We start from the raw sequence: 13,121 nt of genomic DNA, 5'->3' as shown, positions 1-13,121 counted from the left end.
GTGGGCAAACCAGGCTTCAGGCGACGAGATGGCACACCGCTTCAACACGATTACCCGCCGGATCATGGAGGAACGCAGCGTAATAGCCTGGATGATAGTCAGAGCGTAGCCCTGGAGGACCGTCCGAGCGCCCCCCCGCCGCAAGGCCGGCCGCGTGGAACGCGTCGACCTGCGCACGGGACGCGGCCTTGAAACACCAGTGCCGCTTGTTTTCGCCAATCGCGCCCGGATCCAGGTACACCGCGAGATAGGTCGACGCAGCGTCCTGTGGGGTGCATCGCTCGCCATATCCCAGCGCGTCGGGAAGGTCGTATACCTTCGCGGCACCGAGCGTGCTCATGATCGCGTCGTAGAAACGCCGGGCGATGTCGAGATCGGGAACACCGATGGAAACATGATCGAGAAGCTGCATGCTCGGCCGCTCAGGAATGGAAGCTCAGGGTGAAGGTTCAGCAGAAATTAGGCTTAATGGCCCGCTCATTGGCTCACTTACTGCCCTGCTTCTATCTGCGAGAAGGTATAGAGGGATTTCAATTCGATCCCGATTCCTTCGAGCATTTCCTTACCGCCGCTTTCACGGTCGATCACGCACAGCGTCAGCGAGACCGGCACGCCGTCGGCGCGCAGTTTGGCTACCGCGTCGGAGATCGCGCCGCCGCTCGACACAATGTCCTCGACCAGCACGAGCTTGCGTCCGGCCAGCTCGGCGCCTTCCGCATACTTGCAGGTGCCGTACTCTTTCGCTTCCTTGCGGATATACGCGGCCGGCAAGCCGGTCACCTGGCTGAGCATGGTCACGATAGGTATGCCGCCCATCTCGAGACCGCCCAATACTTCGGTGCCTGGGGGGATCAGGGGCACCATCGCTTCCGCAATTGCTTTCAGCAACACGGGATCGGACTCGAAGCGATATTTGTCGAAGTAGGTGTTGCTGCGCTTGCCTGAACGCAGCAGGAAATCGCCGCTCAACTTGGACACTTCGCGGATTCGCCGGGCAATGGTCATGAATGGTTTCCTCTTACTTTTCCGGGTAACAATTGTTTCGCGGTCGCAAATCTACGCGAAAACTTGCGTTCGAGGAAGCAATTATCCCAAGCTTGGTGATCCGATATGACCCAATCACTGGCTCTGAGCGGGATTTATCCAGCGGCACAACCCTCAATAAGGCCCCGCGCCCATGCCCGCTAAGGGCAAAGGGATACCGCCCCGCAACAGCCGCGCGGCGATAGACTTGGGCCCGCACCCATCTCTACCTCGTCAGCAGAGTCACTGAACCGCCCATGATCACCCTGCAAAAATCCATCGAAACCTATATTCGGGCGAAGGACGGCAACCGTCCATTTTTGATCGCCGATGCATTTACCGCCGATGCCGAACTCACGATGCAAGTGAACACCTCGGAAATCTCGTTCCCGGCTACGGTCAAAGGCGCGGCAGCTATTTCGACCGTTCTGGTGAGCGAGTTTGGGCAGCGCTATGAGAACGTCTACACCTTCTGCATCGGCGAGCCGCCCATCTCAGGACCAGCGTTCAGTTGCGACTGGCTTGTGTGTATGTCGGAGAAAGGCACCGGCCTGGCGCGCGCCGGTTTCGGCCGATACGACTGGCTCGCGGCGGAGAATTCCGGACAGGTCCGGCAACTCCGGATCACGATAGAAGAGATGACGACGCTACCGCAGGACACGGTCGAACCGATCCTGCGATGGGCCGATGCGCTACCGTACCCGTGGTGCCCTCGTGAACGGCTTGGTGAGGAAGCGCCGAAGATCACAGCGATCGACCGGATCCGGGCCGCGCTCGCATAGCGCCCCTGCGCAATGAAAGCAGAGTGAAACCAATCGGGCCCGGCTCTCCACACAAGAGCCCCGGCCCGATCTGACAGAAAGCGTTCGACATGTTCCGGCTTGCGGAAAAATCAAACGCCCGCCCGACTTAGAGTGGGGCGTAAGCCGGTTTGTAAGCGCAGTCGCGGATCAGCGCGGTGATGTCGTCCGGTCTTGGCACGCGCGCGAGTTGATTATCGAAAATACACTCGGCCACGCGCACGGCCACATGGAGCGAGGCTTCGAAAATCTTGCTCTGCGGCGGATAGATCAAGCCGGTTGCGAGACTGGCTTCGGAGACCTGCTCGGCCACTGCCTTGGCCGCGACAATGAACATTTCGTCCGTGACCCGGGTCGCCTGCGTGGCGAACACGGCCATGCCCAGCGCGGGGAAAATATAGACGTTGTTGCCTTGCCCGGGCACAAACGTGCGCCCTTCAATTTCCACTGGCGGGAACGGACTGCCGCTCGCGAAAATAGCGCGCCCCGAGGACCACCGGTACGCTTCCTCGGCCGTGCACTCGGAGCGTGAGGTCGGGTTGGAATACGGGAAGATGATCGGACGCTCGTTGATCTCCGCCATCGCCTCGATCACCTGCCGGTTGAACAGCTTCGGCACGGTACTGACACCAATGATGCCCGTCGGTTTCAGCGCCTTCACCGCGTCGGCAAATGTATTCACGGGTGCATGATCCAGGGCGAAAGGCTTCTGGAAATCGGCCAGGTCCTGGCGCGTTTTCACCATCAGTCCGTTCACGTCGAACAGCGCGCTGCGCGAGCGTGCTTCGTCGATACTCAAGCCTTCCAGCACCATCGCCTGGCTGATCAGCTCGGCAATGCCGGTTCCCGCCGAGCCGCCGCCCAGGAACAGGAAGCGCTGGTCGACGAGCTTTTGCTTCGAGATGTGGAGCGCCGCGAAAATCCCCGCCAGCGCGACGGCGGCGGTGCCCTGGATGTCGTCGTTATAGGTGCAGATCTTATCCTTGTATCGTGCGAGCAGCGGCACGGCATTGAAGTTGGCGAAGTCTTCCCACTGGATGCAGCATTTCGGATGCAGTTCCAGCGCTGCTTCGACGAACTCGTTCACGAATGCATGGTATTCGTCGCCGCGTACACGTTCCTGACGCAGACCCAGATACAAGGGATCGTCGAGCAGGTCGCGGTTATTGGTGCCCACGTCCAGCGTCACCGGCAAGCAATGTTGAGGGGGTACACCTGCACAGGCCGTATAAAGCGAGAGCTTGCCGATAGGAATGCCCATCCCACCGACACCCAGGTCGCCCAGTCCGAGAATGCGTTCGCCGTCCGTCACCACGATGAAGCGAACATCCTCTTCCGGCCAGTTTTGCAGCAGCTCTTTCACCCTTCCCCGTGCCGAGATGGGCAGATACATGCCCCGTGTCGCGCGGAAGATATGGTTGAATTTCTGGCACGCCTCGCCGACTGTCGGTGTGTACACGACCGGCATGAACGTCGCCGGATCGGACATGATGGTGGCGTAGAACAAGGTCTCGTTGCGCGCCTGGAGATCGGACAGCAGGAGATATTTTTGCAGGTCGTTATCGAGAGCGGCCAGCTCCGTATGGGTACGCGCAACCTGCAATTCCAGTGAACTGCTGCCCGGCGGGAGCAGCCCTTCGAGATGGTATTGGCGGCGTTCGTCTTCTGTGAAGGCGGAACCTTTGTTAAGACGGGGATCGCGAAGGAGATCGCGGCCGGTAAGCTCGCAAGGTTTTTGCATTGCAACACTCCTGTCAGCCGGCGCGCAGGGACTGCGCCGAATAGCGGATAAATACGTCGGGCGCCGCCTTAGTAACCGCTAAACAACCGCTAGAAAACGGCTAAGCCACGCGACGACGAAAAGAAGAAAGCCTTACGACGACAAAGCCTGCATGTGGATATACAAATCGCTCTTGCCTTCAAAGCCGATGCCCGGAAGATCCGGCAATCTCACGTAGCCGTTTTGCACTGTCACGCCGTCCGGAAAGCCGCCGAACGGCTGGAACAGATCCGGATACGATTCGTTGCCGCCGAGGCCTAAACCCGCTGCAATGTTCAATGACATCTGGTGGCCGCCATGCGGAATGCACCGTGAACGTGACCAGCCGTGCTGATGCAGCATGTCCAGCGTACGCAAATATTCGACCAGCCCATAGCTCAGCGCGCAATCGAATTGCAGATAGTCGCGGTCGGCCCGCATGCCGCCATAGCGGATCAGGTTACGCGCATCCTGCATCGAGAACAAATTTTCGCCGGTTGCCATTGGCTTGTCGTAGTAATTTCTCAGCGTGGCTTGCAGTTCGAAATCGAGTGGATCGCCCGCCTCTTCGTACCAGAACAGGTCGTATTGCGAGAGGGCTTTTGCGTATTTGATGGCCGTGTCCAGATCGAAGCGGCCGTTTGCATCGACGGCAAGCTTTTGACCGTCTTGCAGCACGGACAGCACCGCGTCGATCCGGCGGAGGTCGTCGTCGAGAGAACCGCCGCCTATCTTCTTCTTGACCACCGTATAACCGCGGTCAATGTAGCTGCGCATCTCGTCCTTGAGCTTGCCGAAATCCTGCCCGGGATAGTAGTAACCGCCAGCGGCATAAACAAAGATATCGCGGTTCGGTGTGCCGTTGCCGTACCGATCCGCTAGTAACTGGAACAGCGGCTTGCCTTCAATCTTGGCTACCGCGTCCCATACCGCCATGTCGATCGTGCCTATCGCCACCGAGCGCTCGCCGTGGCCCCCGGGCTTTTCATTCGTGAACATCGCGGCCCAGATCTTGTGCGGATCGAGGTTGTTACCTGACGCATCCAGCAGCGAATCCGGATCGGCTTCCAGCACGCGCGGAATAAAACGTTCGCGCATCAGCTTGCCCTGGCCGTATCGTCCGTTCGAATTGAAGCCGTAGCCTACGACTGGCTTGCCGTCACGGATCACGTCGGTGATGACGGCTACCAGACTGAGCGTCATCTTGCTGAAATCGATATACGCATTCCGAATGGATGAACTGATCGGAATGGTCTGCTCGCGGATTTCCACGATTTTCATGTGACTGTCTCCTGAGTGCCGCGCAATGCGTTTAGGAACGCTTAAGCGGATAACGAAGCTTACGCGCGTGCAGCCGCGTTACACTTCACCGCTACACATATGATTATTCAGTTTAAGTGAAGAACGACGTCACCTCCGATCTCGAGTTTTTTGTCCAACTGGCGCGCCTCGGCAGCTTGTCGGCGGCCGCCCGTGCGCTCGATCTGACGCCGCCGGCTGCCACCCGCCGGCTCGCGCTGATGGAACAGCGGCTGGGCGTAAGGCTCGTCAACCGCACCACGCGCAGCGCAAGCCTCACTGACGAAGGCGACACGTATCTGCGGCACGCTACGCGTATTCTTGCCGCCGTGAGCGAGATGGAAGACGCCGTGTCGCGCAGCCGTGAAGCACCGCGCGGCATCTTGCGCGTGAATGCCTCGCTCGGCTTCGGCCGCACGACTATCGCGCCGCTCGTGTCAGCTTTCGTGCAGCGCTATCCGCAAGTCGAGGTTCAACTGGATGTGACGGACCGGCCGGTGGATATTGTCGAGCAGGGTTTCGATCTCGCCATCCGCTTCGGCGCATTACCCGATACGCGGCTCAACGCGCGCCGCATCATGTCGAACAGGCGCTTCCTGTGTGCATCGCCGGCGTATTTGCTGCGGCACGGCAATCCCACCGCGCTTGCAGATCTCGCGCGCCACCGGACTATCCTTCACCGGCAGAATGACGACGCCTACGGCGTATGGCGTTTTACGCGCGAAGGCGAGACGGTGTCGGTCAAAGTGAACGGCGGCCTCTCGAGTAATGACGGCGACATAGTGCTCGGATGGGCGCTCGATGGACACGGCATCTCGATCCGCTCAGAATGGGACCTCGCGAAATACCTCGAAAGCGGCCGGCTGAAAGTCGTGCTCCCGGACTTCCTGCTGCCGCCGGCGGACTTGTTTGTCTACTATCCAAGCCGCCGCAATCAACCCGCGCGCATTCGTGCGTTCATCGACTTCCTGGTCGAGCACTTTCGCGCGTCCCAGTAACCCCGCCTCGGTGATATCGACCGCTTCGTCATGACAACTGCCCGCATTGCGTATGTACAGTGGCCCGAAGGATTGCAACCGGCCGGTCCGGCATGGGATGAGATTCGCCGCTCCATTGAAACTGCCCGCCCCGACATTCTCGTCACTAACGAAATGCCGTTCGGCCCTTGGCTCGCGGAGCATGCAAGTTTTGATGCGCAAGCCGCGCAACGTAGCATCGCGCTGCATGAGCATGCCCTCGATGCGTTGCGCAGCCTTGGCGCGGCGGCGGTGATTTCATCGCGTCCCGTTGCCTTCGACGGCCGTCTCGCCAATGAAGCGTTCGTGCTGGAATCGAATGCGTATCGCCTGATTCATCACAAAAAGTACTTCCCGCAGGAGCCAGGTTTCTTTGAGGAAGCGTGGTACGTGCGTGGCGCGGGCGGATTCGACTGCGTGCAAGTCGGACAGGTGAAGGTGGGCGTGTTGCTCTGCACTGAGTTGTTCTTCAACGACCGCGCACGAGCGTACGGTCGCGAAGGCGCCGACCTCATCGTGACACCGCGCGCTTCGGGAACTTCGTTGTCACGATGGAAAACGGCAGGCACGATGGCGGCCATCGTGTCTGGTGCGTGGTTCGTCAGTTCGAACCGGCATGGTCCCGGCGCACTCGGACAACAGTTTGGAGGCGCTGGATTTGTCGTGTCGCCTGAGGGTGTTCTGCTCGAGGAAACTAGCGAAGCAGCGCCGCTTCGCGTTGTCACCATCGACCTTGATGCAGCTCGCGCACAGAAGGCGCAATACCCGTGTTATGTGAAAGAGCTGCCTTGACTTGAACGAGTCGAGTCGCAGCAAGTTCATGCTTGTTGGCATTTATTGCTGATTTCTTAAGCGGCCATCTAATTCGATGGTTTATTACCGAATAGGGTCAACATGACTGCACCAGCCTAGGGAACTGGGCTTATTGTTGCCGTAACAGCAAATATCTTTCGACTAAACTATCGTTTAAAACCGACAATAGGCGGCCTAGACTTGTTTTCATCAGAAGCGAATGCAGACAGCGTCACTCAGTCTCGACGTCTTCCGAAATCGAAAACAAACTCTGGAGATTCCATCATGGCCAAGTCAACCAAGTCGGTTATGTCACTGTTCCAGGCATTGCTTATTGCTTCTGCGCTCGCCGCTCCTTCATTGGCGTTTGCTCAGGACAACAACGGATCCGTGACGCGTGCGGAAGTCCGCGCCCAGTTGACCCAGTTGGAAAAGGCCGGCTATAACCCGGCGACGAATGACAACACCTATCCCCAAGCGCTGCAGGAAGCTCAGCAACGCGTTGATGCATCGAACGGGGTAGCGGAAGAAGGCTACGGCCCATCGACGAGCGGTACATCAGCTTCAGGACTGCACGTTCCCGTCGCGCCCGCTTCCGGCGACGCTCAGCATTCGATCTACTTTGGTCACTAAGATTTGATCGGGAGTTGGTCGACTAGACGGCGGATTGATCGCTTAGAAATCGCAACCAAAAAAGTCGCTCATTGCTCAAATGCTCTGAGCGATTTTTTATGCCCGGCAGATAACTAAGCTTTCCTCAGTATTCGTTAGGTCAGATTTTTCGCCAAAAGATCACCCTCAATGCCGTAACGGCTTCTGAAACATCGCGAGAACGGCGCCTGCGGCAAGCAGGATCGAAGAATATACAAGCCCGCGAGCCAGGCCAGCACCATCTGAGATCCAGCCAATGACTATCGGCCCGACAATCTGCCCCACAGCGAACACGATCGTAAATGCGCCAATCCCGCGGGTCCATTGCGTGGCTGGAAGATTGTGCCGGACGAACGCGGTGGTCGACGCCACCGCCGATAAAAACGTTGCGCCGAATAACGCGCCAGAGACGAATGCCACCGCCGGTTGCGTGAACGCCGCGGGCATCAGGGTTGCAAACGCGAGGACCGCATTGAACACCGCCAACGCCTGCCCGCCGCTCATGCGGTTGAGCAGTCCCGACCAGAGCCGGGCCGAGACAATGGTTGCCAGACCGAGCAGCACGTAGAAAGCGGTCACCACCGCCGCGCTCATGCCGGCTGCACGAAGCAACGCGATAAGAAAGGTCATGTAGCCGATATATCCCACGCCGAAAAGCGCGTAACCGCCCAGCATGAAACCAATACGTCGCCAGGGCAAAGGGTTTGGACGGTGTGGCGAAGCAGCGTGTAGTGCAGCGGGAACCGCCGGCGCAGGTTCGCCGTGCTCAATGCTGCGAGCGGCGGCAATCGCGGCGATGGACGCCAACGCGCAAGCAGCGGCCAAAGCGAACCAGGCCCATTGCCAGCCATGCGGACCGCTGAATGTGGTCACGGGCACCAGCAGCGCCGCGACAACAATCCCGCTACCCGCACCGCCGTAATAGAGCCCTAGCACCAGGCCTGCATCGCGGGGATGGGCCGATGCAAGACGCGCGGCCAACACTCCGCCGCCGACGAAGATCAACGCACTACTCATACCGGTGACAACCCGTTGAGCGAGCAACGCATGGGTATCGGAAACCAGGCCGCCGATGGTCATCAACGCCGCCGTCAAGACACATCCAACGATGAAACAGAGACCCACGGGCCATCGACGCGATACAAGCGGAAATGCGAGCGCGCCAAGCAAATAACCAAGCGCGTTGGCGGTGTTCATCGCGCCGGCTTGCGCGAAGCTCCAGCCGAGATCGGCCTTCATTGCCGGCAACAGCAGTGCGTAGGAGAAACGCGTAAGGCCAAGCGCGATCGCGGTGCCGAATGACAAACCTGCGGCCAGCACTAGCGTGTGCTGGCGAGAGCGTGATGCATGAACAGGGGCTGCGTGTGCCGCGGTGCTGCTTGTGTCGTCGATCATCGGCTAAGGCGGCTTGTGGGCTGACGGGCTAAAGAGACTCGGGCACTATCGTTACCGGGACGCGGCCACGGTAACTGGCGATGTGTCGCTATGGTAACGCGCCTTAGCCTCATGGCGGCACGCTCGCGGCCTTCCTGGCCCTCGCGGCCTTCGCTCCTTACTAATGCCTCGATGTCGGGTCCGCCCTGCTGCTTAACAAAAACTCAGCTTCAAAACGCGGATAGCGTGCCGAAGCACGCTATCCCGTCATCTCGTGGCACAGACTTGCAGCCCTACTTCTCTCTGCGCGCACCCGATGGCGTGACGCTCGTACACGTCGCCACACATCCCAGCACGAGCGCTACCCCAGTCACCACCAGCGCACCGTTTGCCAGTCCGACGCCTGCCGCAACAACCGAACACGCCGCATACCCATTCAACGCGGCGATAAAAACCGGATATGCGCGATCGGCCATCGCCATGGCCAGGTAAGCGCCGATCAACGCGACCATTGCACCGATGATCACCACCGCCACCGCGCCGCCTTCGAACCCCGCCGTGTACGCAATCACCGTGCACAACGCGGCGCAGGCGAAGTGCATCGCGCTCATCAGTTTTGCATTCGATACCCCGAAGCGCACGCGGCTCAGTACGAACACCGTCGCAATCGCCGCGATTCCGCCGAGCGCCGTCAGCTCGAGGGAAGCACCCGCGTCGAAGCCAAGCACACGGTCTGCTGATGCCGACGCAAGCGCGGCCAGCGCCAGCGCACTTTGCAGCGACGCGGGCGTAGTCCTGCCGAACCGGGGCGTCAGCATCGCGAACGCCGCGATGGTCCCGATCGCGAGCGCAACGAGCGTCGAGTCGAAACCCGTCGCCATGCCGTAAGCCACGATCACCGCCGCACCCATACCGGTTGCATCGCGCAATGCTTGCCGCCGCGTGGGCGAGACGGCGCCGGGGGCCTTCAGGCTCTGCATCGACGCCATCACTGCAAACGCACACAACGCACCGTCAAGCATTGATGTCTCCGCGTCAGAGCAAGCGATTGACCAGGGTCCCGATACCCTCGATCGAGACACACACCTCGGCGCCGTCCTTGATCGAGCCGATACCCAGCGACGTGCCGCAGGCGATGACATCGCCGGGTTCGAGCGTCATGTCGTGCGAGATCAGGCTGACCTGTTCGGCGGGCGTGAAGATCATGTCGTCGATCGGATAGTTTTGCCGCTCGACGCCGTCGAGCGTGGTAATCACGCGCGCTGCACGCCAATCGAATCCGGTTGCGATCGTGGGTCCGAGGCACCCGAATGTATCGAATCCCTTCGCGCGGCACCATTGCGGAAAGTTCGGATCTTCCTGCAGGAGTTCGCCCGCCGTGACGTCGTTGACGCACGTGTAGCCGAAGATCGCGGCCTCGGCCTCTTCCACCGAGACCGACGAGCAGCGCCGACCGATCACGATGCCCAGCTCGCCTTCGTAAGCGATCTTGCCGTCGTAGCTGACGGGCCGGCGTATAGGCTCATGCGTGCCGATTACGGAGCGTGCGGGCTTGATCAGGAACAGAGGATGTTTGGGGGGGGCTTTATCGAGCTTCTTCGATAGCGCGTAGAAGTTGTTCCAGAGCGCGACGATCTTGCCTGGTTGGCAAGGTGCCAGCAGCTTTACCTCCTCTATGCCTAGTTCTTTGCCCGTCGGCTCCGTGTGATCAAAGGGAGAACCTTCGTATAGCATCACGCGCCGGCCATCTTCTGACAGCGTGCCGAAGCCCACCACGCCATCGGCGCGGGAAAAACGAATCCAGTTAGCCACGTTGAAAGCCCTGAAGAAGTAGTGCTGCCGTCTTTGAGGAACGGCAGTCGTAACCAGCAGCGATGTCAAGCCGCTGGTCTCGCCATACGAGAGACCCTAGATCGCCCCGAGGCTTCGCAGCGTCGCGACCTGATCCGGCGAGTACCCCAGTTCGGCCATCACTTCATCGGTATGTTCGCCCAGGAGGGGTGAGCGCACGACGTCGGTGGGGCTATCGGAGAGCTTGATCGGGTTGCCTACGGTCAGGTATTTGCCGCGCACCGGATGGTCCACTTCGACGATCGTGCCGGTCTTGCGCAGCGATGGGTCCTCGGCAATTTCCTTCATCGAGAGGATCGGGCCGCACGGAATATCGTGCTGGTTCAGGATCTCCATGGCTTCGAATTTGGTCTTGGTCATCGTCCACAGTTCGATCTCGGCGAAGATGTCCTTGAGGTGTGGAAGCCGTGCGGCTGGCGTGCGAAAGTCGGGATGATCAATCCATTCTTCCTTGCCGATCACCTTGCAGATCTCGCCCCAGACCGGCGCTTGCGTGATGAAGTAGATGTACGCGTTCGGATCGGTTTCCCAGCCCTTGCACTTCAGGATCCAGCCCGGTTGGCCGCCGCCCGATGCGTTGCCGGCGCGCGGCACGGCCTCGCCGAACGTGCCGTTCGGGTACTGCGGATATTCCTTCATCGTGCCGGTGCGTTCAAGCCGTTGCTGGTCGCGCAGCTTCACGCGGCAGAGGTTGAGCACGCCGTCCTGCATGGCGGCGAGCACCTTCTGGCCGCGGCCGGTGGCGTTGCGTTGATAGAGCGCCGTGACAATGCCGAGCGCGAGATGCAGGCCCGTGCCTGAGTCGCCGATTTGCGCGCCGCTGACGACCGGCGGGCCGTCGTCGAAACCTGTCGTCGATGCCGCCCCGCCCGCGCACTGCGCGACGTTCTCATAGACCTTGCAGTCTTCGTAGGGGCCGGGGCCGAAGCCTTTCACCGATGCCACGATCATCCTCGGGTTCAGTTCCTGGATGCGTTCCCACGTGAAGCCCATGCGGTCGAGTGCGCCGGGGGCGAAGTTCTCGACCAGCACGTCGCATTTTTTCACGAGCGACTCGAGGACTTTCTTGCCGTCCGGGTTCTTCGTATCGATGGTGATCGAACGTTTGTTGTGGTTGAGCATGGTGAAGTAGAGGCTGTCGGCATCGGGGATATCGCGCAGTTGTTCGCGCGTGATGTCGCCTGCGCCGGCGCGCTCGACCTTGATGACATCGGCGCCGAACCATGCAAGCAATTGCGTGCAGGTCGGGCCTGATTGAACGTGCGTGAAATCGAGGATACGCACCCCGTCGAGGGCTTTGCTCATGCCTGTCTCCTAACCTTTAGCAGGTTTTATATCGTGGTACTTGTGGTGCGCTTGGGTATGGCCGGGTTTCGGTTGTTGCTGTTGCTGTTGCTGTTGCTGTTGCTGTTGCTGTTGCTGTTGCTCTGGACATGATGGGCTGTTTTTCTCCGCTTCTGTAGATGGGGAGGGCCCTCATGGCGCCGGGATAAAGCGCTATCACTGTGATATACAATATTCTATACACAGTATTAGTCAAGTGGTTTTGCGTAGGACGTGGTGGGTTGTGCGGTGCGGTACGCTGGAGATGCCGGCTAGATGGCGAATGTTGGTGGTTTTTTGCTGCAGTGCGCGAGGGTGGTTTTGACGGAAGCGGCAGGGTGGGACGCTGGCGCTAGATGTCGGACTGATGCTGGGAGTGTCAGGTTGCTGCGTTAGCGGTTGGGGTCAGTGCCGGGGTGCCAGGTTTCAGGGTTAGCGGTCGGAGTCAGTGCCGGCGTGCCAGGTTCCTGCGTTAGCGGTCGGATTTATTGCCGGGTTGTTGCTTTCTGAGTTAGTGGTCTGCTTAGGTTTGCTAATTTCTTTATCACTGTTAGCCACTGTGCGTGGCGGCACGTCATTTCTTTGTCCAAAGCGACAAAGAAACGAAGCAAAGAAAACGCTTTCAGAACGAGGGCTCGTAAGTTGACCTAGCGTGCAGTTCCTACGTTTTTGGCACCCCAAAAGCACGGTGCTCGCCAGAACCACCGATGTGTGAACCCCTCCTTCTCGCGAATTCTTACACGCACACGCTTCGCCCCGTACGCTCTCGGGCAAGCACGAGTGCCAAGGAAACCCGCACGGCATCACGCGCTCTTAGTGCTTCATCGGTTGGTCGGTTGATTGCTTGATCTGCGCCGCTAGTTTTGCGGGTACGGCCTCACCCATCGTGAGGCCGCGTTTCGAGGCGGGTTGGCGACGTGGTTCGGCATGCGTACTAATTCGGAGGATGGTTTTTCGCGGATAGCGCGGGGTGCACCTTGGGCAGGTTCAGTCACTGGTGGCGAAGCGTGTGGGTATCCGTGTTCGGAGAAAGAGGGGTTCACACATCCGTCGCTCTTGCGAGCACCGTGCTTTTGGGGTGCCAAAAACTTGGAAACTGCACGCTGGGTCAACTTACGAGCCCTCGTTCTGAAAGCGTTTTCTTTGCTTCGTTTCTTTGTCGCTTTGGACAAAGAAATGACGTGCCGCCACGCACAGTGGCTAATAGTGATAAAGAGAAAAGCCAACTCAAGC

General features: G+C 59.5%; 12 protein-coding genes. 4 read left to right on the top strand and 8 right to left on the bottom strand.

The genetic code is table 11. The features are described 5' to 3' along the window. Positions 1-16: 16 nt before the first annotated feature. Together FH08_RS0125625 and pyrE are read right to left on the bottom strand one after the other, a co-directional pair. Positions 17-412 carry a VOC family protein gene (locus FH08_RS0125625; protein ID WP_031361101.1) on the bottom strand — a complete coding sequence of 132 codons (396 nt, stop codon included), beginning with the start codon at positions 410-412 and terminating at the stop codon, positions 17-19. A gap of 77 nt (positions 413-489) precedes the next feature. After that, positions 490-1,005, bottom strand: a complete 516-nt coding sequence (gene pyrE, locus FH08_RS0125620) for an orotate phosphoribosyltransferase (RefSeq protein ID WP_031361100.1) — start codon at positions 1,003-1,005, stop codon at positions 490-492. Positions 1,006-1,280: 275 nt separating this feature from the next. Here pyrE and FH08_RS0125615 point away from each other — a divergent pair, with 275 nt between their 5' ends. Further along, entirely contained in the window at positions 1,281-1,805 is a 525-nt protein-coding gene (locus tag FH08_RS0125615; protein WP_031361099.1) for a hypothetical protein, read from the top strand. A 127-nt stretch (positions 1,806-1,932) separates the two neighbouring features. On the opposite strand, the gene FH08_RS0125610 is transcribed toward FH08_RS0125615, so the two are convergent. Together FH08_RS0125610 and FH08_RS0125605 are read right to left on the bottom strand one after the other, a co-directional pair. Continuing rightward, positions 1,933-3,564, bottom strand: a complete 1,632-nt coding sequence (locus tag FH08_RS0125610; RefSeq protein WP_031361098.1) for an NAD-dependent malic enzyme — start codon at positions 3,562-3,564, stop codon at positions 1,933-1,935. 132 nt (positions 3,565-3,696) lie between these two features. Continuing rightward, complete coding sequence (locus tag FH08_RS0125605) at positions 3,697-4,863, bottom strand: mandelate racemase/muconate lactonizing enzyme family protein (protein WP_031361097.1); 1,167 nt, start codon at positions 4,861-4,863, stop codon at positions 3,697-3,699. Positions 4,864-4,979: 116 nt separating this feature from the next. Between FH08_RS0125605 and FH08_RS0125600 the strand changes: the two genes are divergently transcribed. From FH08_RS0125600 to FH08_RS0125590, 3 genes are all read left to right on the top strand, one after another. Then, on the top strand, positions 4,980-5,879 hold the full coding sequence (locus FH08_RS0125600; RefSeq protein WP_031361096.1) for a LysR substrate-binding domain-containing protein: 900 nt from the start codon (positions 4,980-4,982) through the stop codon (positions 5,877-5,879). Positions 5,880-5,909: 30 nt separating this feature from the next. Beyond that, positions 5,910-6,689, top strand: a complete 780-nt coding sequence (locus FH08_RS0125595; RefSeq protein ID WP_031361095.1) for a carbon-nitrogen hydrolase family protein — start codon at positions 5,910-5,912, stop codon at positions 6,687-6,689. Positions 6,690-6,974: 285 nt separating this feature from the next. Next, positions 6,975-7,322 (top strand): DUF4148 domain-containing protein, encoded by a 348-nt coding sequence (locus FH08_RS0125590; RefSeq protein WP_235210493.1) that lies wholly within the window; start codon positions 6,975-6,977, stop codon positions 7,320-7,322. A gap of 165 nt (positions 7,323-7,487) precedes the next feature. Here FH08_RS0125590 and FH08_RS0125585 read toward each other — a convergent pair whose 3' ends face one another. From FH08_RS0125585 to frc, 4 genes are all read right to left on the bottom strand, one after another. Continuing rightward, entirely contained in the window at positions 7,488-8,735 is a 1,248-nt protein-coding gene (locus tag FH08_RS0125585) for a YbfB/YjiJ family MFS transporter (protein WP_031361093.1), read from the bottom strand. Positions 8,736-9,007: 272 nt separating this feature from the next. After that, a complete protein-coding gene (locus FH08_RS49630) occupies positions 9,008-9,736 on the bottom strand; it encodes a hypothetical protein (RefSeq protein ID WP_051888525.1) in 729 nt (242 codons plus the stop codon). Positions 9,737-9,749: 13 nt separating this feature from the next. Then, positions 9,750-10,526: a fumarylacetoacetate hydrolase family protein gene (locus FH08_RS0125575; protein WP_031361091.1), complete on the bottom strand. Its 777-nt coding sequence runs from the start codon at positions 10,524-10,526 to the stop codon at positions 9,750-9,752. A 96-nt stretch (positions 10,527-10,622) separates the two neighbouring features. Further along, positions 10,623-11,870, bottom strand: coding sequence for a formyl-CoA transferase (frc, locus tag FH08_RS0125570; protein ID WP_031361090.1), 1,248 nt, complete (start codon positions 11,868-11,870; stop codon positions 10,623-10,625). Between the last annotated feature and the right edge of the window lie 1,251 nt (positions 11,871-13,121).

It is taken from the genome of Caballeronia sordidicola (genome assembly GCF_000729995.1).
Classification (GTDB): Bacteria; Pseudomonadota; Gammaproteobacteria; order Burkholderiales; family Burkholderiaceae; genus Caballeronia; species Caballeronia sordidicola_A.
Note: the sequence above shows the minus strand (reverse complement) of the source record. Positions and strands in the feature narration are given on the sequence as shown.

Bases quoted from the DNA above. Each gene is read 5' to 3' on its own strand.
- FH08_RS0125615 (WP_031361099.1), top strand. From the start codon at position 1,281: ATGATCACCCTGCAAAAATCCATCGAAACCTATATTCGGGCGAAGGAC.
- FH08_RS0125585 (WP_031361093.1), bottom strand. From the start codon at position 8,735: ATGATCGACGACACAAGCAGCACCGCGGCACACGCAGCCCCTGTTCAT.
- FH08_RS0125605 (WP_031361097.1), bottom strand. From the start codon at position 4,863: ATGAAAATCGTGGAAATCCGCGAGCAGACCATTCCGATCAGTTCATCC.
- FH08_RS0125590 (WP_235210493.1), top strand. From the start codon at position 6,975: ATGGCCAAGTCAACCAAGTCGGTTATGTCACTGTTCCAGGCATTGCTT.
- FH08_RS0125610 (WP_031361098.1), bottom strand. From the start codon at position 3,564: ATGCAAAAACCTTGCGAGCTTACCGGCCGCGATCTCCTTCGCGATCCC.
- FH08_RS0125625 (WP_031361101.1), bottom strand. From the start codon at position 412: ATGCAGCTTCTCGATCATGTTTCCATCGGTGTTCCCGATCTCGACATC.
- FH08_RS49630 (WP_051888525.1), bottom strand. From the start codon at position 9,736: ATGCTTGACGGTGCGTTGTGTGCGTTTGCAGTGATGGCGTCGATGCAG.
- pyrE (WP_031361100.1), bottom strand. From the start codon at position 1,005: ATGACCATTGCCCGGCGAATCCGCGAAGTGTCCAAGTTGAGCGGCGAT.
- frc (WP_031361090.1), bottom strand. From the start codon at position 11,870: ATGAGCAAAGCCCTCGACGGGGTGCGTATCCTCGATTTCACGCACGTT.
- FH08_RS0125595 (WP_031361095.1), top strand. From the start codon at position 5,910: ATGACAACTGCCCGCATTGCGTATGTACAGTGGCCCGAAGGATTGCAA.